Here is a 22,883-nt window from a genome sequence, read left to right as displayed (position 1 = left end):
CTAGAATAGGTTCTTACATATAACTTATTTTACTATTGTAAATTTCAAAATTTAGCTTCTTTGTAAGGGTTGTATGATGTACGAATTTTAAATTTTTACGTAAAATATAGAAAATTCTGCACTTTAGGACTGAAATGAAATTTGTTTCTAAGTAGTTCCCGCAACTGATTGTCGGTAAATCCTATATATTCTTATTCTCTAATCTTTTGGCTTAAATATGCGTATGCCCGAACATCTAATAGGAACATAGAAGCAGAATATCCCTTTTAATTCCTGGGTAAATAGAAAAGCTATCCTGAAAAATTAAGGGCCTGCTTTAACAATTGGATTTAAAGTCATTGCGTAAAAATGAGCAAAAAACACTCAGAGAAAGAAGAAGTTAGTAGTGCTAAGGCAAGAGAAGCAATTGAAGGAAAAACCCCTACCGGAACACTCATCGCCATTGGCGGAAAAGAAAACAAAGGAGATGATCCGGAAGACGGTTCCACCAACGCAGAAAACATAAACTTCGAGAAAAATGAAATACTGGAGAGGGTGGTCAGTGAATTGAAAGGCGCCAATCCGTTGGTGCTGGTCATTCCTACCGCTTCCTCCATCCCCGAAGAAATGGGGGCATCGTACATAGAAGTCTTCCATAAGCTGAAAGTAAAGAATGTGCAGGTGGTGGATATCCGTTCCCGGGAAGATGCCTGTAAAGAAGAGTACCTGGAACTGGTGAAGAAAGCGGCCGGCATTATGTTTACGGGCGGCGATCAGTTGAAACTTACCGCTATTCTGGGTGGCACAGAGTTCATACGAATCATCAAAGAGCGCTATCACAATGACTCTTTGGTAGTAGCCGGAACCAGTGCCGGGGCAGCTGCCATGTCCACCCAAATGATTTACCAAGGCCTGAACGGGGGTGGTTTTATCAAAGGGTCAGTGAGCATTACCGCCGGGCTTGAGTTGTTAGATGATGTGGCCATAGATACCCATTTTATCACCCGCGGCCGTATAGTACGTATGGTGCAGATGCTGGCTACCAACCCAACTTTTATTGGCGTTGGGTTAGAGGAAGACACCGGAATAGTGGTAAAGGAAGGAAAGAATTTTGAAGTGGTAGGAAGTGGACTCGTGGTTATAGTGGACGGGCGGGGCAGCACCAAAACCAATATATATGAAGTGGAGGAAGGGGTTCCGGTCACTATGAGAGATCTCAAGGTGCATCTCCTTGGAAAAGGAGATACGTACACGCTGGAAATTTTTTAACAAAAGACATACCCGCTGGCATACTAGATTAACCAATCTATGAAAATCGCAGAATTGCGCATCATGCGCGGACCAAACTACTGGTCTGTGAAACACCCGAAAATTGTAGTACTAAAACTGGACATGGAAGATTTTGCCGGGGTGCTCACCTCAGATCTTCCGGGTTTCGCCCAAAAGCTGGAAACCATGTTCCCCGGTATGATTTCGCATCGTAGCACCGAGGGGCAGGAAGGAGGTTACCTCAGAAGGCTCCGGGAAGAAGGGGTTCCCCTAAGCAATGTGGTGGAGCACGTAGCCCTGGAACTGCAAACCCTAGGCGGCATGGAATCAGGATTTGGACGAACGTATCCGGCTCCTCAGCCCGGTTTTGAATACGTGGTCTTTTCCTACCAGGAAGAGAAAGCCGGGGAATACGCGGCGCATGCGGCCATACGGGTGGTCACGGCGCTGGTGAGAAATGAAGCCTATGACATTGCCCCAGACGTGGAGGAGTTACACGAGATCAGGGAAGATGAACACATTGGGCCTAGTACCTATTCCATTGTGTCAGAAGCGGTGGCAAGAGGTATCCCTTATATCCGCCTGAACAAAAGTTCATTGATCCAGTTAGGCTACGGCGTGCATCAGAAGCGCATTCAGGCTACCATGACGTGCCGTACGGCGGCGTTTGCGGTAGAATTAGCCGGTGACAAAAGTGCTACCAAGGAGGTGCTGCGCGAAGCAGGGGTGCCTGTTCCCGAAGGGGAGATTGTGTACACCCTGGACGAATTAAAAGAGGCGATTCACTTTCTGGGCTATCCCATCGTGACAAAACCACTGGACGGTAACCACGGAAAAGGGGCGGGCATCAATATTAAAAACTGGGAAGAAGCCGTGGCGGGTTTCGAGACAGCGCTGAAGTACTCCAAAGCCGAAAAAGCGGTTATTGTAGAGCAGTTCATCCAAGGCTATGACTTCCGTTTACTGGTGGTGAATAAAAAGTTTGTGGCCGCCGCCAAACGCACCCCGGCCATGGTGGTGGGAGACGGAGTTTCTACCGTGCAGCAACTCATTGATAAGGTAAACACAGATCCGCGCCGCGGAGTGGGCCACGAGAAAGAACTTACCAAGATTACCGTAGACAAAGACACCAACGGCATTCTGGACAGCAAAGGCTATACCCTTGACACAGTCATTGCAGACGGCGAAGAACTGTTCCTGAAAAGTACCGCCAACCTCTCTACCGGTGGTACCGCTACGGACGTAACCGACCTGATTGATCCTTATAATGTACTGATGGCCGAGCGGATTGCCGGAACCATAGGCTTGGATATCTGCGGTATTGACGTAGTCACCTCAGACATCGCTATTCCGTTACCAGAGGCCCGAGGGGCAGTCATAGAGGTGAACGCGGCACCAGGCTTTAGGATGCACGTGGCACCCACCGAAGGTTTGCCCCGGAACGTGGCAGACCCGGTGATTGAAATGCTCTTCCCAGACAGTTGCCCGTCCCGCATTCCCATCATTGCCATTACGGGTACTAACGGCAAAACCACAACCACCCGGCTTATCGCCCATATGGTGAAATCAGTGGGCTACAAGGTAGGTTTCACCACTACTGACGGCATCTATATCCAGGACACGCTGCTGGAAAAAGGGGATACCACCGGTTCCAAAAGCGCCGAGTTCGTCCTGCGTGACCCAACCGTCAACTTTGCGGTGCTGGAGTGCGCCCGGGGCGGAATGCTGCGCTCGGGTTTAGGTTTCCAGCAGTGCGACATTGGCATTGTAACTAACGTAGCCGAAGACCACATGGGCTTGCGCGACATCTACACCCTGGAAGACATGGCCCGCGTAAAGGCCGTGGTACCTAAGAGCGTAAGCAAAAACGGGTATGCCATCCTGAACGCCGATGACGACAACGTCTACCACATGGCCAAGGAAGTAGAAGCGAAAGTGGCTTTCTTCAGCATGGATGAAAACAACCCGCGCATTCTCAAGCATGTGGCCCAAGGTGGACTAGCCGCGGTATTTGAGAACGGATTTATCTCAATTTTCAAAAACACCTACAAAATACGGGTAGACCGCGTGGCGGATATTCCGCTTACCTTTGGCGGCCGGGCCAAGTTCAATATTGAGAACGTACTGGCGGCCACGCTGGCGGGCTACATCTCCCGTTTTGAGATTTCTGAGATCAAAACCGCATTGCGTACGTTTGTGCCCTCGGCGGCCAAGACACCGGGCAGAATGAACCTGTTCAAGTTCCCCGCCTTTGAGGTGCTGGTAGATTACGCCCACAACCCGGCAGGCATGAAAGGAATAGCTGATTTTCTGCAGAACGTAGATGCCCGCAAAAAAGTGGGGATAGTAGCGGGTGTGGGTGACCGGCGGGCGGAAGACTGGGTTGAATTGGGAAAATTGGCGGCGCAGATGTTTGATGAAGTAATCATTCGGTCAGATAAAGACCTGCGGGGCCGTACTGCCGAGGAAATCAACCAAAGCGTGATCAACGGCATCTTGCAGGTAGACCCTCTTAAGCCCTTCAAAGTGATAGGGCAGGAGATGGTGGCCATTGCCTACGCCCTGGAACACGCCGAGCGAAATTCATTTATCACCATTTTCTCTGAAGACATTCCGGAGGCGATCAAGATGATAGAGAACTTCAAAGTCATTCAGGATCGGCGTGTCATGGTGGACTGAGGTTAATGATTGATTGCGAGAGGGAATGATGGAGTGAATGTAAGATGGTGGAAAAACCAGGGAGTAGGCTAGCTAGAGTTGCCTGCCTGTTTATGAGCTGGTTTCTCAAAACTAGACTTAAACGTGAACCCTCTCACCGCATTACATGTCACCATTTTATGGGCCCAAAATTTTCACACTCATTCATTCTCTCATTCATTCTCTCATTCATTCTCTCATTCATTCAAAAAAACAGCCCCTAAACGCCAGAACGTTTAGGGGCTGTTTTGCTGAAAGCAGGCTGTAAATGCTATTTCAGGGTAAAAGAAGTGGAACCAATCAAGAAACCGTCTGAGTAGATCTCAATCAGGTGTTTTCCGGTTTTGTAGGGAGTGCCTTTGGAGTAGATGAACGACACCAACTGCTGGGAGTTATCAAAGACAATGTCGCGTTTGGCGGTGTAGAACTGCTCTTTTCCTTCAAACTCAAACGTACCCGAACCAGTGGCCAGGTTGTACAGGGCAGAGCCATCGGGCTCAATCAGGCGCATCAGAATCTCTTTGTTTTCTTTGGGCGCCACTTCGTTTTTACCTAGCCTAAAGCTAAGCTTGATTCTGTCTACGCGTTTGGCCTTGTATTCTTCCTCAGCGTCTTCTTTCTCTTTGCCGTTGTCATTGATGATGGTGACGGCTATGTTCTGGGCTTCCAGTTTAGAGGCCAGGTTCACTTTCTCTTCCAGTTCCTTGTTGTTGCTGGAAAGCATGGAAATAGAGTCTGCCAACTTATTCTGTGTGGTTTTCAGGCCCGTTACTTCGGTGAAAAGTTCTTCGTTGTCGTCTTTCAGCTTCGCCACTTCCTCGTCTTTTTTCTGAAGGGCTAACTCCAGGTTTTGGGCCCGTTGCTGAAACCGTCGCTGGTCTGCCACCGTGAAAGAACTGTTTCTAAAGGCGCGCAGCTGGGCCAGGTCTGCATTGATGGCCGCAATTCTGGTTTCCAGCGAGTCGTTGGAGATACCCATGGCGCTTAGTTCGGCACTTTGCCGCTCATAATCGGCCTTGAGGGTTTCAAATACTTTGATCTGGTTTTCCAACTCGGTACTCTTCACCTTAATGATTTCCTGCTGCTCCTCATTCTGCTGCGTTTTCTGCTGCTGCATGTAAATAAGGATACCGTTAATGCTGAGCAGCACAATTATAAGGCCTACAACCAACAATTTGCGGTTACTATCCTTTTCGGGTGTTTCAGTCGCCATAGCGGATTACGGGGTGTTTAGGGTTCTATAGGCATTGCCTATTCTTACAAAAATACGTTTCTATCTATCCTTTGCAAATACCGGGGGAAAATACTTACTTCAGCACATGCGTGAAAAAGACAATTTAGACCAGGAGTACTGGGAGCAGAGGTACTCCCAAAACCGTACCCAGTGGGATGTTGGGCAAATTACCCCTCCCTTAAAATCCTATATTGATCAACTGGAAGATACGTCGCTGCAAGTATTGGTGCCGGGGGGAGGAAACGGCCATGAGGCAGAATACCTGCACCAAAGAGGGTTTCCCAACGTCTACCTGCTGGACATCGCGGCCGCTCCGCTCCGTAATTTTCAGGAGCGGGTGCCCTCTTTCCCTATGGATCACCTCCTGCACCAGGATTTCTTTCACTTAACGCCTAACCAGTATGATCTGGTATTAGAGCAGACGTTCTTTTGCGCCCTTCCCAGAAACCTGCGCCCCACGTATGCCCGCCAGATGTTCCATATCTTAAAGCCCCAGGGCAAATTAGCGGGGGTATTGTTCACTGGGGAGTTTGAAGCAGAGGAGCCACCGTTTGGAGGGTCTGTTCTGGAGTACCAGGCGTATTTTGAGCCGTATTTCCAGTTCAGGCATTTTGCCCCTTGCTATAATTCAGTAAAGCCCAGGTTGGGAAGAGAGTTGTTTATGGTGCTGGAGCGTCGCGATAGGCCGCAGTTTATCGCGTAGAATTCTGTACTTTTGGGCTAGGCAAAGAGTGCGGCGCCTTTTAGCCAAGCACGTCGTTTTAGGCCTGTTTTTATGAAATCAGGCCTAAAACGAATGGCAACGCAGGAAAAAAATAAGCATCGGCTTACAGCCGAAGGACATAAACTGAGTTAACAGATGAACATCAACATTCCTAAATTACAGCATACGGCTTCCGGAAATTTCTTCCTGATGGCCGGGCCTTGTGCCATTGAAGGCGAAGACATGGCCATGGGCATTGCGGAAGAACTGGTCAGGATTTCTGACCGCCTGCAGATTCCTTTGATTTTTAAGGGATCTTACCGCAAAGCCAACCGCTCCAGAAAAGACTCTTTCACCGGAATAGGGGACGAAAAAGCCCTGAAAATACTGGCGAAAGTGAGCGAGACCTTCGGGGTACCTACCGTCACCGACATCCATGAAGCGCACGAGGCCGCCATGGCCGCCGAGTACGTAGATGTGCTGCAGATTCCGGCGTTCCTGTGCCGCCAGACCGATTTGCTCATTGCCGCCGCCCAAACCGGAAAAGTGGTAAACATCAAGAAAGGGCAGTTCCTGTCTGGTGAGTCCATGAAGTTTGCCGTGGAGAAAGTGAAAGAGTCTGGCAACGACAACGTGATCTTGACAGACCGGGGCAACTCGTTCGGCTACTCAGATCTGGTGGTAGATTACCGGAACATCACCATCATGCGTGAAAACCAGGTGCCCGTGGTCATGGATGTGACGCACTCGCTGCAGCAGCCTAACCAATCCTCGGGCGTAACCGGGGGCCGCCCAGCATTGATTGAAACCATCGCGAAAGCGGCTATTGCGGTAGGGGCCGACGGTTTGTTCATTGAAACGCACCCAGAGCCATTGACCGCCCGTTCAGACGGTGCTAACATGCTCCCTTTAGCGCAACTGGAAGGCTTGATGAGAAGGCTCATCAGAATCAGAGAGGCCATCCGCTTTGAGGCATAAAACCGTTTAGGGCCTGTTTTTATGAAAACAGGCCCTAAACGGTTTTACCAGTGCTTTGGATAAGACGGCTGTTTTGGCGGTATATTTCAGAAACGAAGCGTGAAATGCTGCTTAGGCTGGTTCTTTCGGAAAAAGACCAGGCCCAGGTAAAACAGATCAACGGTGAGCAGTACCTGGGGGTGCTGCTTTATCTTTTTCCAGGCCTCGGCCATCTCACTTGACCAATAAATGTCATCCAGAATGAAGACACTGTCCTCGTGGGCTTTGGTCAGGCATTGCTCAAAGTACCGCAGGGTGGGTTCATAGCGGTGGTTTCCGTCAAAGAACACAAAGTCCACTCTTTCCAACTGGTTCAGCGTTTGCGCCAGCGTTTGGTCTAAATTGCCCTCCACCAGTTGTACGTTTTGCAGCCCCAGCGTTTTAAAGTTCTTACGGGCTTGCGCCGCAAGGGCAGGGCAGCCTTCAAAGGTGTACAAGGCGGCTGTTTTTCGGGCCAGGCCCAGGTACCCGGTGGTAAGTCCCAGAGAAGTGCCCAACTCCAGCAAAGTGGCGGGCTTGAAATGGTTGGCCAGCCGGAACAGCAACTGACCCAAGCGGGCGGGTTTGGCCGCGGTGCGGGCAATATCGGCTATTTTCCGCTGGCGGGTAGCACCTGAGTGGGAGCCCGCCCCAAAATCGGTTACCTCCAGCAGGGTCTGGTCTTGGAGCAGTTCTTCCCGAAGGGTTTCTACCGCATCATAGGCCAGGAAATAGCCCTCGTGGTGGATGATGTGGCAATAAAGGTTGAAAACGAAAGGGGAGTGCAGTCCATGCGCATTCCCTGAACGCCACCAAAAAGAGGCGTACCTGTAGATCATGGCGGCGTGCTGCACCAAAGGCGGGATTAATTGAGTTTATAAGGAATGATGAGGGTGAATTCGGGAATGGTGACGTGAAACTGACGGCCGTCCACCAGACGTTCCATCAGGTAGGTACCGGCCATCTTTCCAATGCTGGTCTTCAGGTTACAACCCGACACGTACTGGTGACTTTCACCAGGCTCCAGCACCGGCTGTTGCCCTACCACGCCTTCGCCCTCCACTTCCCTAACCTCATTGTTAGAATCGTAGATATGCCAGTGGCGGCGTAATAACTTTACCGTAAATTCGCTGTTGTTCTGGATGGTGATCTTGTAAGCGAAGACAAAGTGCTGCTGAGCCGGACTGGAATAGTCAGGGAGGTAATTTGTCGTGACGTTGACAGTGACTCCTTGGGTTGTTTTCGTATCCATGCGTGCCTTAATTTGGTATAAATGGAACAGGCTTTCTGGCGTTATAGTTTTGCCAGCCGGATTCTAAAGTAAAAATACGCTAAAAACCATTAACTGGTACCTCTTCTATGCAGGTAAAAATTGAAAGTAGCTGGCAACAAGTACTACAAGATGAGTTTGAGAAGCCATATTTCCAAAATCTCATCCATTTTGTGAAGGCAGAATACGCCTCCACCGAAGTTTATCCGCCGGGCAAGCAGATCTTCCATGCCTTTGACGAATGCCCGTTTGACAAAGCAAGGGTGGTGATCCTGGGCCAAGACCCCTACCACGGGCAGGGGCAGGCCAACGGGTTGGCGTTCTCAGTGGCCGAAGGCATGCGTACTCCCCCGTCCCTATTAAACATATTTAAAGAGATAGAGGCAGATCTGGGAAAACCCATTCCCAGATCTGGCAACCTGGAGCGCTGGGCAGAGCAGGGGGTACTTCTGTTGAACGCCACGCTCACGGTACGCGCCCACCAGGCGGGTTCGCACCAGAAAAAAGGATGGGAGGAATTCACCGATGCCGTCATCAAAAAAGTCTCTGATGAAAAAGAGCACGTGGTGTTTCTGCTGTGGGGGGCCTATGCCCAGAAGAAGGGCCAGATCATTGACGAGAAAAAGCACTTGGTCTTGAAAGCAGCGCACCCGTCCCCATTCGCCGCCGACAAAGGCTTCTTCGGAACCCGCCATTTCAGCAAAGCCAATGCCTACCTTCGGGAACACGGACTAACGGAGATTGACTGGTAAATGATAAACCTGTTTAGGGTCTGATTTCTGAAAATCAGCCTCTAAACAGGTTCAAGGTTACTTTTTTGCGAAGGATTTCTTACTACTAGTGTAATGATTTCACTCGCTCGCGTCCCGCGCGTGTGGGTACCCACGGCCTCTGGCCTTTAGGGAGAACAGCTCTGTTTCGGGCCTATTTTCGGAAAAACAGGCCCGAAACAGAAACTGAAAGCCTTTCTGCTATTTGAAAGGAAAGTTACCCGTAATGTTCTCCCTAGCGGCCAGAGGCCGCAGGTAACCCACACGCGCGGGACGCGAGCGAGTGCTCTACTTTACTATATCATTACTTATTAGGTATCAAAGAGAAATGCCAGCTAAACGGTAGCTGGCATTTCATGAGTATTTCGGTGGTTTGGGTACCCCTAGTGGGTGATTGGTGCGTCCTGGAAGGAGATGATGGAGACCCCTCCGGGGAGGGGAATACGCCTTTGCAGGGGAATCTCTCTATGGCGAGGAAATAACTTCCGTGACTTAAGATTACCCGAAAAGCAAGTCACGTAAGTAAATCCGCGCCATAGAAAAAAGGTTTTACTTACTTTCCCCGTTCCAGTCTTCCCCGAGCGCTTAGCGGAAAAGATGAAACAGCAAAGTATTTGCACCCACGGGACAAACAGAAAAGCCAAGGGAACAGCAGACTGCATGCACCTGCCAACCTCTCCAAAGAAGCCGGCTCCAAGCAGAGGCTAAACCGCAGAAAGGAACCACCAGTGGTTTTAGGCCTATTTTCCTAAAAACAGCCTAAAAACAAACTGTCGTTTATTCTATCCCTTTGAAGATCCGGCTCCAGCGGATTTTGTTGAAGAGCGTTTCGTTCGGGTCAGCGGACATCCAGATCAGAACCGCCTTGCCTACTATGTGATCTTCGGGCACAAACCCCCAGTACCGCGAGTCTTCAGAATTATGGCGGTTATCGCCCATCATCCAATAGTAGTCCTGCTTGAAGGTGTATTGTTTGATTGCCTGTCCATTGATCAGAATTTGATTATCCGTAACGGTGACCTCGTCTTTGCCAAAACCTTCATATTTCCGGATGGCCATTTCATACAGAGGAATGGTCATGGGGTTGATATCAATGGTCATGCCTTCTTTGGGGATGATAAAAGGGCCGAAGTTGTCTTTGTTGTACGGGTAGCTAGAAGGCTTGAACGGAAAAACATCTGCCCTTACAGAACCAATACTGTCTTTGTACAGCACCACTTCTTTGATAAAGTCAAAGCCTTTCAGCTTGGCGGCGGTAGCAGGCGTGGTGTTAATCACGTACCCGATGCCGCCAAAAGCCTCCTGTTTATCTGTGATGTCGTGGTCTTTGAAAAACTTCTCGTTGATGGGCGTAGTGGTCAGCAAACCATAGGCGTATTGCACCCGCTCCGGCTCTGGCATCAGCTTGTCGTTGATGTACACCTGCATGTCCCGCATCTGAATTTTATCGCCCGCAATGCCAATGCAGCGTTTGATGTAATTCATTCTCAGGTCAGTAGGGTGCGCCACATCGGCTGGCCAGTTGAACACAACCACATCGTTGTTCTTGACGGTGGTGAAGCCGGGCAAACGGTACGACTGCAACTGAATGGCATCTGAGTAGGACGGGATGTTGGTGCCCCAGATGGTTTGGTGGGTGAGGGGAACCTGTAGTGGCGTGATGGGCGTACGGGGGCCGTAGTGCAGTTTGCTCACGAAAAGATAATCGCCTACCAGCAACGTTTTCTCCATGGAAGGAGTAGGGATGGTATACGCCTCAAAGGTGGCCCACCTGATTAAGGTAGCCGCTACTACGGCAAAAAGAATGGCATCTCCCCATTCCCTGAAAAAGCCTTTCTTCTGTTTAGGCCTGGCTTCCTTCTTAGTCCAAAAACGGATACTCATGCAGTCAAATTTAGAGTTGTAGCAGATGGGGCATGCCGTAAATGCCTGCACGGCCCGGTAACCACTCAGCGGCCAAAAGGGCACCAGCCGCGAATCCTTCGCGGCTGTGGGCAATGTGGTGTAGCTCAAAGGTATCGTTTTCTGAGGTGTATTGCACAATATGCGTCCCTACAACTTCACCTTCGCGCTCAGAAACCACGCTTAATTGATCGGGCTTTGCAGAAACATCATTGACCCAGCCTTTTTTCTGCGGAAAATGCTGCAGAATCCCGTCGGCGATGGAGAGGGCGGTGCCGCTGGGTTTGTCCAGTTTGTGCACGTGGTGGATTTCTTTTACCTGCACCTCATACCCAGGGTACTGCTGCATCTTTTGCGCCACGTACTCATTGAAGTGGAAGAAAAGATTGACGCCCACGCTAAAGTTGGAGGCGTAGAAAAGGCTTCCGTTCAGTTCCTGGCATTTCTCTTTCACCCGGGGCAAGTGCTCTAACCAGCCGGTTGTACCCACCACTACCGGTATCTTTTTCTCAAAGCAGGTAAGAATGTTGCCTACGGCCGCATTTGGGCTGGTGAATTCAATGGCCACGTCTACCTGGTCTGCGGTGTAGCCAGAAAGTTGGTCAGCATCATGTATGGTAAGGGCTCCTACTATTTCATGGCCTTTGGCCAAGGCCAGGCGTTCAATAGTTTGGCCCATTTTACCGTACCCAATGAGTAATATGCGCATAGTTTTATTTAAGGTTCAGTTGGAGGGTGAAACCCGCCGCGTAAGAGGGAGTACCCGCCAGAGGCTGCAAATTGGGTTTCATCTGTAAAGAAAGGTCTTCGCTCACGTCAAAGGCCCTTAGGTGGGCATGTACGTGAGCTTCCATGATGTTAAGGCCCCAGGCCAGAACCCCAAGAATGATGTCCAGGTCGCGGTACTTGCGGTGGAAGTCTCTGGATCTTTGAAGATTGATGGCTCCCCGGTTGTTGGGCTGGGTTGTGCTGTAAGCGCCGGTGGTGTTGGCATACTCATCTATGGTCGTAGAATCGCCGTCTAACCTCAGCCGCAAGGCCTTGGCAAACCCCTGGTATTTCTTGTTGTTGTCATAGATAAAGTAACCTATGACGGCCCCAGTGGCATAGACCAGCGGAATCTTCCAATAGCTTTTATTGTACGCTTGCCCCAAACCCGGCAAAACGGCCGAATAAAAGGCGGCTTTGGCAGGGCGGCTCCAGGTATTGAAGGGCTTCCATTTAGAGGTATCCGGGGCTTGCACCGCCACCGGCGGAGTAGCTACCTGCGCAGAATCAGGCCCGGTAGTGATCACCTGCGCGGTGCCGGTGAATGTGTTGCCCAAAAAGATACCCAAAAAGAAGGACAGGGCCGCGAACTGCCGCATGTTAGGCGTAGTTTAAGATTTCCAGGATACGGTTCAGCTCATCTACTGACACAAACGGGATTTTGATTTCCCCTTTGCCTTCAGGAGAGGCCTTTACGTGAATGCGCGTGCCAAAGTAGGAAGACAACCTTGATTCTACGCGTTTCACCTCGTTCTCTAACGGATGCAGGTCTAGTTTGGTCTGTGGGTCTGGCTTTTTGTTCTGCAAGCTGATGTTGCGCACCAGTTCCTCCACTTTACGCACAGACAATTCTTCATTGACAATCTTGCGGTATACCTCCAGTTGCTTGTCTACGTCATCTATGTTGATGATGGCGCGGGCATGGCCCATGGAGATGAGGTTGTCTCTGATGCCAATCTGGATGTCGGGCGGCAGTTTAAGCAGGCGCAGGTAATTGGTCACCGTTGTCCGTTTTTTGCCTACGCGTTCGCCCAGTTCCTCTTGTTTGAGGCTACATTCAGAAAGCAACCGCTGGTAACTCAAGGCAATCTCAATGGCGTTGAGGTTTTCGCGCTGAATGTTCTCAATCAAGGCCATTTCCAGCATTTGCTGGTCATCGGCTTTGCGGATGTAGGCCGGAATGGTGTCCAGTCCCGCCAGTTTAGCGGCTTGGTAACGGCGCTCCCCCGAAATCAACTGATAGGCCTCGGCGCTGAGCTGCCGAACCGTGATGGGTTGAATAATGCCCTGTATGCGGATAGACTCAGCCAATTCTTCCAGCGCCACTTGGTCAAAGTGGGTACGGGGCTGGAAGGGGTTGGTCTCAATCTGGGTTAAACTGATATCTGCGATGGTATTGACGGCGTGTAAGGTGGTACTGGGTACAGTTTCGGGTTTGCGGTCATAGCTCCCCGTAATCAATGCGTTTAGGCCTCTTCCAAGGCCACTGGGTTTCTTCTTGGCTGAATTATCAGACATGTAGGTAATTTAAAGGAAAGGTATTATTGGGCTACGGCCACCCCGTTTTTCTCCACAATCTCGCGCGCCAGGTTCAGGTAGCTAATGGCTCCCTTGCTTTCGGCGTCATGGAGAATAACCGGTACTCCAAAAGAGGGAGATTCACTCAACTTCACGTTTCTAGGGATAATGGTATCAAACACCATCTGCTGGAAGTGCATTTTCACTTCCTCCACCACCTGGTTAGACAAGCGCAGCCGCACGTCATACATGGTCAGCAGCAAGCCTTCAATCTCTAGGTCAGGGTTCAGCCGACTCTGGATGATCTTAATGGTATTCAGGAGTTTTCCCAAGCCCTCCAAGGCGAAATACTCGCACTGCACCGGAATAATCACGGAGTCAGCGGCGGTAAGGGAGTTGACGGTGATCAAACCCAAAGAAGGAGAGCAGTCAATGATAATGAAATCATACTTTTCCTTCAAAGGCACCAACACCTCTTTCATTTTCTCCTCGCGGTTAGGCAGGTTGATCATCTCCACTTCGGCCCCTACCAAGTCAATATGGGAAGGGATCAGATCCAGAAAATCAATGGGAGAGGTCATGATGATGTCTTCGGTTTTCACGCCGTCTACCATGCACTCATAGATGCTGTTCTCAATGTCTTTCGGGTCAAACCCGATGCCAGAGGTGGCATTGGCCTGCGGGTCAGCATCTACCAGCAGGGTTCTGAATTCTAAGGCGGCTAAGCTGGCTGCCAGGTTAATGGCCGAAGTGGTTTTCCCTACTCCGCCTTTCTGGTTGGCAACGGCAATTATTTTTCCCATTCTACAGGTTACAGTTCTAATGTTTGACCAATCTCCATCAATATCAACTCCTTCTGCTGGCGCCGGGCAAGCTCCAGCGCCTCCACATGATCAATCTCTATGTACGGGAAGGTGTCATAATGCATCCCAATGATTCTTTTCACATTCACGTAATTGGCGGCTACCAGCGCGTCTTCCACATCCATGGTGAAATTGTCCCCGATTGGTAAAAGGGCAAAATCAACCTTGTAACGTTCGCCAATCAATTTCATGTCCAGGTGCAGGGCGGTGTCTCCGGCATAGTAGAACGTCTTCTCAGCGCTTTCTATTACAAAACCAGCGGCGGTGCCGGCATAGGTGCCATCTGGCAGCGAGCTGGAATGAACGGCGTTCACCATCTTCACCGTCCCGAAGGGCAGATGCACCTTTCCGCCGGTGTTCATAGGATGAACGTTGGCAATGCCCTTATTCTGATACCAGCTCACAATTTCAAACGTGGCCACCAGGGTGGCACCGGTTATCTTGAGCAGGTACTCGGCGTCTGCCACGTGGTCTGTGTGCCCGTGGGAGAGCAGGATGTAATCGCATTCTATGGAATCAAGGTCAATCTCAGACGCTAAGGGGTTAGGGGAAATAAAGGGATCAAAAAGCACCTTGGTACCCCCCAGGTCAAAGAGAAAGCAAGACTGTCCGTAATAAGTGATTTTCATCTGATTGAAGCCAGGGTAAACGTTAAACCACGAGAATAAGCATTCGCTTCCACAAAGATAAGGTAATTTGAAGATACGTAGAACCCCGACTTATTAACACTTTGGGGTTATTTATCCCCAATTTCTGGGGAAAACGCGGTTTGTTGACAGGTTTAAGAAAAACAGGGTAGAGGCCTGATCTCTATCTTTTTAGCTATCCCGGCAAAGTGTGGCACTGCCATTGATCCTTTAAGTCCCTTGTCTGCCGTTTTCCGCCTCGTTTCTGCGTTTTAAGCCAAAACCGGGGCAAGAACAGGTAATGAATGGGTGGGGCTGCCTTTTGCCTGGTTTACCCAGGAAGTAAACATCCCCAGAATTAACCTGATTTAAGAAAAACGCGCTTTAAACGCAGCTTTCTGCCGAAGCCAACTGCTTTCTGAGATAGCCGTTTCTGGCCTGTTTTCCGGAAAAAAGGCGGTAAACGGAAAGAAGGTGTCAACTTACTTTTGATTGGCGCGATTCCCTTTTGTTTGCTGATGAATGAAGTTCGTTTACAACGGAAGTTGTTGCCTACTGTGGGGGGAGTTTAACCTAAAGTTAAGTTTTAGTTAATTTCAAGTAAACATCTGTAATACAGTATTTCACGTTATAGATATAACCTGTGTACAGCATTTCTTTATGCCTTCCAAGATGTGCCCCAGACAGAGGAGCCCCGCGGAGGCGTTTTAGGGCTGTTCTGCGCAAAATAGCCCTAAAACGAAAAACCGGTGAGGTCTTCAAGACCTCACCGGTTTAGAATGAACTGGCGCGAGACTCCCGCCGGGTGCCAGTAGATGAAGCGAGTCGCCAGACCCGGCAGCAGTTATTTACTGCCTTTCTTGCGTTTTGACTCTTGTTCAGCGGCAGCTTTCATGGCTTCCTGTAACCGTTTCTGGAAACCTCCCTTCGGCTCTTTGCCTTTGTTCTTTTCCTGATACTCTTCCAGGTTCTTCCGGATTTTAGTGTCATCCACAAAGTATCTGATCACCGCTTGTTGCCCGAAGGTCACAATGTTGGACACGAAGTAATAGAAGCTCAAACCCGCCGGGAAACTGTTCAGCACGAACATGAAGATCACGGGCATTAAATACGAGTAGAACTTCATGGGGCCCTGTATCGTGCTCACCTGGTTGTTAGACCACGTGTACAGGATGGTAGAGGCGGTCATGAGCAGGGTGAACATACTCACGTGGTTTCCATAGAACGGAATGGTGAAGGGCAGCATGGCGAACACATCATACGTGCTCAGGTCATGGGCCCACAGGAACGGCTCCTGGCGAAGTTCAATGGAGTTAGGAAAGAAGTTGAACATGGCAAACAGGATAGGCATCTGCAGCAGCATAGGAATACAGCCACTCATGGGATTCACGCCCATCTTGGAGTAGAGTGACATGGTCTCCGCCTGCGTCTTCTGCATGTCGCCGTCGTTCTTCTCTTTGATCACATCAATCTCTGGCTTCAGCACCTTCATCTTCGCCATAGAGATGTATGACTTGTAGGTCAGCGGGGTCAGGATTAGCTTGATGTACAGTACCAGCAGGATGATGATGATGCCGTAGGAAGGAACATAATCTTCCAGAAAGTCGAAGGCCGGGATGATGAGGAGTTTGTTTACCCAAGAGAAGATGCCCCAGCCCAGCTCAAGGTTGCGGTCAAAACCATCGGTTACGTTCTTCAGCACATCATAGTCGTTGGGGCCGAAGAAGTACGTGAACTGCGCTTTCCCGCCCAGGGCGTCTTGTACCGGTATGGTCAGCTTGGAAGTCAAGGTTTTCACCTGCGTGGTATCGGCCTCGTTCATGGAAGTCGTTACCTCGGCGGTGCCGAAATTGTTCTGCGCGATGATGGCCGCGGTGAAGAAGTTCTGCTTGTTGGCAACCCATTTCACCGGCTCGCCCACCTTCTCGGTCTCGGTCTCCGTAGCGCTGGCCGACAGGTTGTCAAAGCTGCCCTCAGCGGTGTAGTAGTTGATGGTAGAGTGGCTGCGGTTCTGCTTGATGTCTCTCTCCAGGCGCTTCAGCTCGTCTGTCCAGGAGAAAAGGATAGGTTGCTGGGCCACCAGGTTCTCCAGTCCCCGGAAGTTCAACTGGTAGCTTACCTCGTAAGCATCGTCCTGCAACGTATAGACCTGCTCAATGGATTGCCCCGGTGCCACCTGCGCGGTGAAGGTGATGGACTTAGCCGGCTTTTCGTTCACCGTGAGGTTGGCGACCGCCGATGGCTGGAAAAACAGGTCTGACAAACGGATGGTGCGGCCGCCTTTGGTCTGGAAACTCAACTCCTGCTGGCTTGACTCTGTGTCAAACAAGATCAGCGGCTTTTTGTCCCAGGTTTTGTAATTCTTCAGTTCTACTTCCTGTACTTTGCCTCCCTGGCTGCCCAAAGAAACCCGAAGCACCTGGTTTTCCAGGGCGATGGTTTGGTTCTGGCCGGTGGCTAAGGCCCCAAACTCCCCCAATTGGGCGGTGCGCTGCGCGGAAGCCAGGGAGTCTTGGGCTGTCTCTGGTTTGGCAGATGCAGCTTGCGTAGAAGTTGATTTCGTTGTTTTTTGGGCTGGCTGCTGTTCCGGCCCTTTCATAAAGAAAATACTGTATACCAGTATGAGGATGGCAATCAGGCCCATGCCTATTGCGGAATTCTTATCCATAAGTGTTAAGAAGGGTTATTTGTTTCTGTTTTTAGACTGGGTGATGGCTGCTTTGATAAAGCGCACAAACAACGGGTGCGGTGTCAGGACGGTGCTCTTCAGTTCTGGGTGGTACTGGGCCGCCACAAACCAAGGGTGGTTCTGCAACTCAATCACCTCTACCAGGCCGGTATCTGGGTTAATGCCGGTGGCCTGCATGCCAGCTTCCTCAAACGCCTGTAAATATTGGTTGTTGAACTCATACCTATGGCGGTGGCGCTCAAAGATCTGGTTTTTGCCGTAGGCCTGCTGGGCCTTGGAGCCTTTTTTGAGCTCGCATTTGTAAGAGCCCAGGCGCATGGTGCCCCCTTTCTGGGTGATGCTCTTCTGCTCCTCCATCATGTCAATGACCGGGTGCGGCGTGGCAGGGTTCATCTCAGTGGAGGCGGCGTCTTCCAGGCCCAGCACGTTGCGGGCAAACTCCACGGCAGCGCACTGCATGCCCAGGCAAATCCCGAAGAACGGAATTTTGGCTTCCCGTACGTACTTGATCGCTTCCAGCTTTCCTTCAAAACCGCGTTCGCCAAAGCCCGGCGCCACCAGCACGCCGTTCATGCCTTCTAAATGCATGTGCACGTTTTCGCCGGTGATAAACTCAGACTGGATGGTTTTCAGGTGTACCTTGCACTCATTGGCCGCGCCCGCGTGAATGAAAGACTCAATGATGGATTTATAGGCGTCTGGCAGTTCCACGTATTTTCCCACCAGCGCAATACTCACCTCTTCGGTAGGGTTTTTGAGGCGGCCCAAAAACTCTTTCCAGGAGTCCAGGTTGATGTCCTGGCGGCTGGTAAGTTTGAGTTTCTTCATGACCCGCTCGTCTAGTTTCTCCTTTTTCATGTGGAGGGGCACGTCATAGATGGTCTCGGCGTCCAGCGACTCAATCACTGAGTTGGTGGCCACGTTGCAGAACAACGCGATCTTCTTCCGCATTTCGGCTGGAATGGGGTATTCTGAGCGGCACACCAGAATATCGGGCTGTACCCCGGCTTCTGACAAGGCTTTGACGGAGTGTTGGGTGGGTTTGGTTTTCAACTCGCCGGCCGCTTTCAGGTAAGGAAGCAGCGTGAGGTGGATCACCACCGAATCACTGGTGCTCAAGTCCCAGCGCAACTGCCGAATGGCCTCAATAAAGGGCAACGATTCAATATCGCCCACGGTACCGCCAATCTCGGTGATGACTACGTCAAACTCGCCGGTTTGGCCCAGAGACAACATGCGGCGCTTGATCTCATCTGTGATGTGGGGTACCACCTGTACCGTTTTGCCCAGATAAGCACCCTGGCGCTCCTGCGTGATCACGTTGTGGTAAATACGGCCGGTGGTCACGTTGTTGGCCTGGGAGGTGGGGGCATTCAGGAAACGTTCGTAGTGGCCTAAGTCCAGGTCTGTCTCGGCCCCGTCTTCGGTCACATAACATTCCCCGTGTTCATACGGATTAAGCGTGCCCGGATCAATATTAATATAAGGATCAAATTTTTGGATGGTAACCGAGAAGCCCCTGGCTTGCAGAAGTTTAGCCAACGAAGCAGAGATGATGCCTTTTCCGAGGGAGGAAGTCACGCCCCCCGTAACAAAAATATATTTAGCAGAAGCCATAAGTTGAGTTTGTCTTATGGACTGCAAAGTTACTCTAATTTATTAGAACAGGGCCTAAAATGTTTTGGATACGCCCGAAAGCCTCTAATCCCGTGCTGGTGTTCTGTGTTTTAAGCCCGTTTTTAATAAACCAGGCCTAAAACAAAGCTTCACCTATTACCTTCTCACGTGCGTGAATTTCGGCTTTGGCCATGATCTCATACCCTTTACTGCTGTTCCGCATTTCTGCCGGTGGTTCCCATCACCGTGCACTATCTGTTGCTCCAAAGACCTCGTAGCGTCTGTGCCGATAGCTCGCCAATCAGGAGATTGGCTGTCCTATAGTGCGTAGAGCGCTGACGCTAACTCTACGCACAACGATGTTGCGTACTCCTGCCGGTGGTTCCCGGCGAGTCTGGAGACTCGCTTCCTCCCATGTCACGAGACTAAAGTCCCGCGCCAGTTTACTCTACACCTGTGAGGGCATGGAGACCTCACAGGTTTCTTCGTTTCTAGCCTTTTTCCGCTAAACCGCCTGACCAAAAGACCTCGTAGGGTGCGCAACTCCTATGAGTGTCTGCGCCAAGGCCGTTTTAAGCCCGTTTTTCGCAAAACAGGCTCAAAACACATCAGCGGGGCTCCCCTCTCCGCGGGAGAGGGGCCGGGGGTGAGGTCTCTTCCTGCCGCATAGCAACTTACCCCTGGGCGGAGAGGGCTGGTTTCCGGCGGCGGGAGACCAGGCCGTGGCTGGGGGAGAAAACAAAAACCAGCAGGAACTGCAATCCAATCACCACCGAGATGGCACCCGCCACAGACCCGTTCAGCCACAAAGCCAGGTAGAAACCGCCCGCCGAGGCCAGGGTGCCCAGCCCCGCCGAAATCAACAGCATCTTCTTCAGGTCATCGGTGAGGAGGTAGGCCGTGGCGGGCGGGCCCACCATGAGGGCCACCACCAAAATAGCCCCTACTGATTCAAACGCCGCCACGGTGGTCAAGGACACCGCCCCCATCAATAAGTAGTACCACAGCGTGGTGGAGATACCAATGGCAGCCGCGAAAGCCGGATCAAAGGAGGTGAGGTACAATTGTTTGTAAAACAAGCCGATAAACAGAAGGAGCACCACCAAAACGCCGCCAATAATCCAGACGGTGCGGGGGCCAAGGTTCAGGCCGCTTGGGGTGATCCAGATGTCCAGGGGCACGTAGGCAATCTCGCCGTAGAGCACACAGTCCTGATCCAGGTCTACCTGCCCGGCATACACAGAGATAAGGATGATGCCCAGCGCGAAAAGCCAGGTGAAGGTGACCCCAATGGAGGCATCAGCGGGCACGTTGGCTTTCTTGTGGAAGAACTCAATCAGGAACGTACAGGCCACACCCAGCAGGGCCGCGCCCAGGAGCATCGTCCACACCTCGCGGGAACCGCTGAACAAAAAGGCGAGCACAATGCCTGGCAGCACGGCGTGTGAAATGGCGTCGCCCACCATGGCCATGCGGCGCAGAATCAGGAAGCAGCCCAGCAGGCTGCAGCAGATAGCGACCAGGGCGCCCGTGAGGATAATCCAGAAAGCATCTAGGTTCATGGCTGTTGCGGAATGGAGGAGTGGTGCGGGTCGGCGGTGGGGAAGTCCAGGAGTTCCTCCAGGCGCTTCTCCAGTTCTGGGGTGAGCACGTGTTCAATGGACTCGGCGTCTTCGTGCACGTGGTCTGAGGCCACTTGCAGGTATTGGGTCAGGTACAGTTCCCAGAGCCGGTGCAGGCGCACAATGCGTTGGGCTTCTTTCTTGCCGGTTGGGGTCAAGGCCCAGCCAGACGGGCTTTCCTTGACCAAGCCTTGGCGGCGCAGGGTGTGCAGGGCGTTTTTCATCCTGAGCAAAGGCTGTTGCCTCCGCTCCAGAATCTGGGCTCTGGAATAGCTGCCCTCGTAGGCGCCTTTCTCTTCGCCCAGGTGGAACAGGGTTTTCAGGATATTCTCCCGGGTCATCTGGCGGCGTAACCGGCGCTGCAGCAGGTAGCGGGCCAGCAGTCCTTTTTTAGGGGCCAGAATGAACGAGAAAATCGCCAGCAATGACAGCAGCATCACAATCCAGGGCCCGGTGGGCATGGCGGGCGCGGTGAACGAGACAAAGGCCCCGGCAACGCCGCAGAAGGCGCTCATGACGGCCGCCAGCACAATCATGATCCCCAGCCTATCGGTCCAGAAGCGGGCGGCGGCGGCGGGAGTGATGAGCATGGCCGACATCAGCACCACACCTACCGACTGAATGCCCACCACCACGGCCAAGACGGTGAGCGTGGTCAGCAGCAGTTCCAGCCCCCGCACGGGCAACCCAATGGTACGCGCGTACGCCAGGTCAAAACTGAGCAGTTTGAACTCTTTGTACAGCAGCAGCACACTCAACAGCAGCAGCACGGCCACGGCCCCGAAGGTGATCAGGTCTTGCCCCACCAACGCCGCCGCACTCCCGAACAGGAATTTGTCCAGCCCGCTCTGGTTTTCGTTGCCGGAATGCTGGATGGAGGTGAGCAGCAAAATGCCAATGCCAAAAAAGACGGACAGCACCAGCCCAATGGCCGTATCTTCCTTAATGCGGCTTTTAGCGGTAATCACATCAATGACCACTAGGGATAGCCAACCAGTCAGAAAAGAGCCCAACAGGAGAATAAGCGGGTTTTTCTCCCCGGTCAGCATGAAGGCCAGACAGACGCCCGGCAAAACAGCATGGGCCACGGCGTCGCCCACCAAGGCTCTTTTCCGGAGCACGGTAAAGCAGCCCACCACGGCAGAAGAGGCCGCCAGCAGTACAGAGCCGATGGTCACATACCGCACGTTGGCGTCAGACATGCTCAGGAAATCCCATAGCGTGCTCATTTGCGGGGAGGTTTGGTTTCTCTGATGGGAAAGTTCTTTTTGTGCAGCAGTTCGCTCACGCGGCTGAGTTCGGTTAAGCGGCCTCCGTACGTTTTCTCCAGCAAGGCCGGGGTAAGCGTTTCGTCCGTGGGCCCAGAGGCCACCAGGCGCATGTTGAGCAAGATGATCCAGTCAAAGTAATCCTGTGCCGATTGCAGGTCATGGTGCACCACCACCACCGTTTTGCCGGTTTCACGCATCTGGCGCAGCAGTTCAATGATGGCGGTCTCGGTGGCGATGTCCACGCCCGCGAAGGGTTCGTCCATGAGGTACAGATCGGCGTCCTGCGCCAGGGCCCGGGAAAGGAATACCCGTTGCTGCTGCCCGCCCGAAAGCTGGGAAATCTGCCGATGGGCGAAGTCCTGCATGCCTACTTTCTCCAGCGCCTCCATGGCCAGTTGCCGCTGCTTGGCCCCCGGTCGGCGGAAAAGGCCCAGGGAGCCATAGGTGCCCATCATAGCCACATCCAGCGCTGAGGCCGGAAAATCCCAGTCCACCGATTCGCGTTGGGGCACGTAGCTTACTTTTTCGCGCACTTCATCCAGCGGTTTGCCGAACAGTTCTACGTACCCGCTGTTGAGCGGAAGCAAGCCCATGATGGCTTTGATCAACGTAGATTTCCCGGCCCCGTTTGGGCCGATCACGCCTACCAACGCCTGTTTGGGTACAGTTAAGTCCACATCCCACAGCACCGGCTTCCGCTGATAACTCACCGTCAAATCATGCACCTCCAAAACCGGATCCGTTACGTGTTGTATCATGGGTTTTATCTTTCTTCTAAAATTAAAAAAGCATGGGTCAGAAAAGGAGTATCACCTTCCTTTCTCACCCTTGCCGCGTGTTTTCACCAGTAAGCGGAAAGGCCCCAGCATCTGGATTGTTGGTGAGAACCCCAATAATGGCGGCAAGGCTATCCTCCTTTTTTCCTCCTGAAAGGATGTAGCGAACGGTAGAAGCGTTTACGGAAAGGCCTTTCTAGCATACCCACAAGTTCCTTTCAGGGTGACAGAGAAGGGAGGAAATGCTTCGTTTTAGGCCTGTTTTCAGAAAAACACGCCTAAAACAGATATTCCCAAATCCAAATGCACTCAA

General features: G+C 51.7%; 19 protein-coding genes. 5 read left to right on the top strand and 14 right to left on the bottom strand.

What is annotated here, in order from left to right; all coding sequences use genetic code 11:
- Nucleotides 1-348 precede the first annotated feature (348 nt).
- Nucleotides 349-1,248 (top strand): cyanophycinase, encoded by a 900-nt coding sequence (locus tag HHO50_RS07570; protein WP_181305406.1) that lies wholly within the window; start codon nucleotides 349-351, stop codon nucleotides 1,246-1,248.
- Nucleotides 1,249-1,287: 39 nt separating this feature from the next.
- Nucleotides 1,288-3,927, top strand: coding sequence for a cyanophycin synthetase (gene cphA / locus HHO50_RS07565; RefSeq protein ID WP_181305405.1), 2,640 nt, complete (start codon nucleotides 1,288-1,290; stop codon nucleotides 3,925-3,927).
- A 289-nt stretch (nucleotides 3,928-4,216) separates the two neighbouring features.
- On the opposite strand, the gene HHO50_RS07560 is transcribed toward cphA, so the two are convergent.
- Entirely contained in the window at nucleotides 4,217-5,158 is a 942-nt protein-coding gene (locus tag HHO50_RS07560) for a hypothetical protein (protein ID WP_181305404.1), read from the bottom strand.
- 106 nt (nucleotides 5,159-5,264) lie between these two features.
- Here HHO50_RS07560 and HHO50_RS07555 point away from each other — a divergent pair, with 106 nt between their 5' ends.
- Complete coding sequence (locus HHO50_RS07555) at nucleotides 5,265-5,882, top strand: methyltransferase domain-containing protein (RefSeq protein ID WP_181305403.1); 618 nt, start codon at nucleotides 5,265-5,267, stop codon at nucleotides 5,880-5,882.
- Nucleotides 5,883-6,038: 156 nt separating this feature from the next.
- Complete coding sequence (gene kdsA / locus HHO50_RS07550; protein ID WP_181305402.1) at nucleotides 6,039-6,860, top strand: 3-deoxy-8-phosphooctulonate synthase; 822 nt, start codon at nucleotides 6,039-6,041, stop codon at nucleotides 6,858-6,860.
- A gap of 86 nt (nucleotides 6,861-6,946) precedes the next feature.
- On the opposite strand, the gene HHO50_RS07545 is transcribed toward kdsA, so the two are convergent.
- Together HHO50_RS07545 and apaG are read right to left on the bottom strand one after the other, a co-directional pair.
- Entirely contained in the window at nucleotides 6,947-7,732 is a 786-nt protein-coding gene (locus HHO50_RS07545; protein ID WP_370457546.1) for an O-methyltransferase, read from the bottom strand.
- Nucleotides 7,733-7,743: 11 nt separating this feature from the next.
- Nucleotides 7,744-8,130, bottom strand: coding sequence for a Co2+/Mg2+ efflux protein ApaG (gene apaG, locus HHO50_RS07540; protein ID WP_181305401.1), 387 nt, complete (start codon nucleotides 8,128-8,130; stop codon nucleotides 7,744-7,746).
- 107 nt (nucleotides 8,131-8,237) lie between these two features.
- On the opposite strand from apaG, the gene ung reads away from it, so the two are divergent.
- Nucleotides 8,238-8,900: a uracil-DNA glycosylase gene (gene ung, locus HHO50_RS07535; protein ID WP_181305400.1), complete on the top strand. Its 663-nt coding sequence runs from the start codon at nucleotides 8,238-8,240 to the stop codon at nucleotides 8,898-8,900.
- Between the two features lie 795 nt (nucleotides 8,901-9,695).
- On the opposite strand, the gene lepB is transcribed toward ung, so the two are convergent.
- The 11 genes from lepB to HHO50_RS07480 all read right to left on the bottom strand — a co-directional run bounded on the left by lepB (nucleotide 9,696) and on the right by HHO50_RS07480 (nucleotide 22,552).
- Nucleotides 9,696-10,802 (bottom strand): signal peptidase I, encoded by a 1,107-nt coding sequence (gene lepB / locus HHO50_RS07530; protein ID WP_181305399.1) that lies wholly within the window; start codon nucleotides 10,800-10,802, stop codon nucleotides 9,696-9,698.
- A 10-nt stretch (nucleotides 10,803-10,812) separates the two neighbouring features.
- Nucleotides 10,813-11,529, bottom strand: coding sequence for a 4-hydroxy-tetrahydrodipicolinate reductase (gene dapB / locus HHO50_RS07525; protein WP_181305398.1), 717 nt, complete (start codon nucleotides 11,527-11,529; stop codon nucleotides 10,813-10,815).
- Nucleotides 11,530-11,533: 4 nt separating this feature from the next.
- Nucleotides 11,534-12,187 carry a DUF5683 domain-containing protein gene (locus HHO50_RS07520; RefSeq protein ID WP_181305397.1) on the bottom strand — a complete coding sequence of 218 codons (654 nt, stop codon included), beginning with the start codon at nucleotides 12,185-12,187 and terminating at the stop codon, nucleotides 11,534-11,536.
- Nucleotide 12,188: 1 nt separating this feature from the next.
- On the bottom strand, nucleotides 12,189-13,106 hold the full coding sequence (locus HHO50_RS07515) for a ParB/RepB/Spo0J family partition protein (RefSeq protein WP_181305396.1): 918 nt from the start codon (nucleotides 13,104-13,106) through the stop codon (nucleotides 12,189-12,191).
- A 23-nt stretch (nucleotides 13,107-13,129) separates the two neighbouring features.
- The gene (locus HHO50_RS07510) at nucleotides 13,130-13,909 is read right to left on the bottom strand and encodes a ParA family protein (RefSeq protein ID WP_181305395.1); all 780 of its coding nucleotides are present in this window, start codon (nucleotides 13,907-13,909) and stop codon (nucleotides 13,130-13,132) included.
- Nucleotides 13,910-13,917: 8 nt separating this feature from the next.
- Entirely contained in the window at nucleotides 13,918-14,598 is a 681-nt protein-coding gene (locus tag HHO50_RS07505) for a metal-dependent hydrolase (protein ID WP_181305394.1), read from the bottom strand.
- Nucleotides 14,599-15,439: 841 nt separating this feature from the next.
- Nucleotides 15,440-17,263, bottom strand: a complete 1,824-nt coding sequence (yidC, locus tag HHO50_RS07500) for a membrane protein insertase YidC (protein WP_181305393.1) — start codon at nucleotides 17,261-17,263, stop codon at nucleotides 15,440-15,442.
- A gap of 15 nt (nucleotides 17,264-17,278) precedes the next feature.
- Nucleotides 17,279-18,901, bottom strand: a complete 1,623-nt coding sequence (locus HHO50_RS07495) for a CTP synthase (protein WP_181305392.1) — start codon at nucleotides 18,899-18,901, stop codon at nucleotides 17,279-17,281.
- Nucleotides 18,902-19,575: 674 nt separating this feature from the next.
- Nucleotides 19,576-20,463, bottom strand: coding sequence for a metal ABC transporter permease (locus HHO50_RS07490; RefSeq protein WP_181305391.1), 888 nt, complete (start codon nucleotides 20,461-20,463; stop codon nucleotides 19,576-19,578).
- Nucleotides 20,460-21,752 carry a metal ABC transporter permease gene (locus tag HHO50_RS07485; RefSeq protein ID WP_181305390.1) on the bottom strand — a complete coding sequence of 431 codons (1,293 nt, stop codon included), beginning with the start codon at nucleotides 21,750-21,752 and terminating at the stop codon, nucleotides 20,460-20,462. Before HHO50_RS07485 ends, HHO50_RS07490 begins: the two co-directional genes overlap by 4 nt.
- Nucleotides 21,749-22,552 (bottom strand): metal ABC transporter ATP-binding protein, encoded by an 804-nt coding sequence (locus tag HHO50_RS07480; RefSeq protein ID WP_181305389.1) that lies wholly within the window; start codon nucleotides 22,550-22,552, stop codon nucleotides 21,749-21,751. The genes HHO50_RS07485 and HHO50_RS07480 overlap by 4 nt, the downstream gene beginning before the upstream one ends.
- Between the last annotated feature and the right edge of the window lie 331 nt (nucleotides 22,553-22,883).

Source organism: Rufibacter sp. XAAS-G3-1 (assembly GCF_013623775.1).
Lineage (GTDB): Bacteria > Bacteroidota > Bacteroidia > Cytophagales > Hymenobacteraceae > Nibribacter.
The sequence above is the reverse complement of the archived record's forward strand: the minus strand, read 5'-3'. Positions and strand labels throughout refer to the sequence as shown.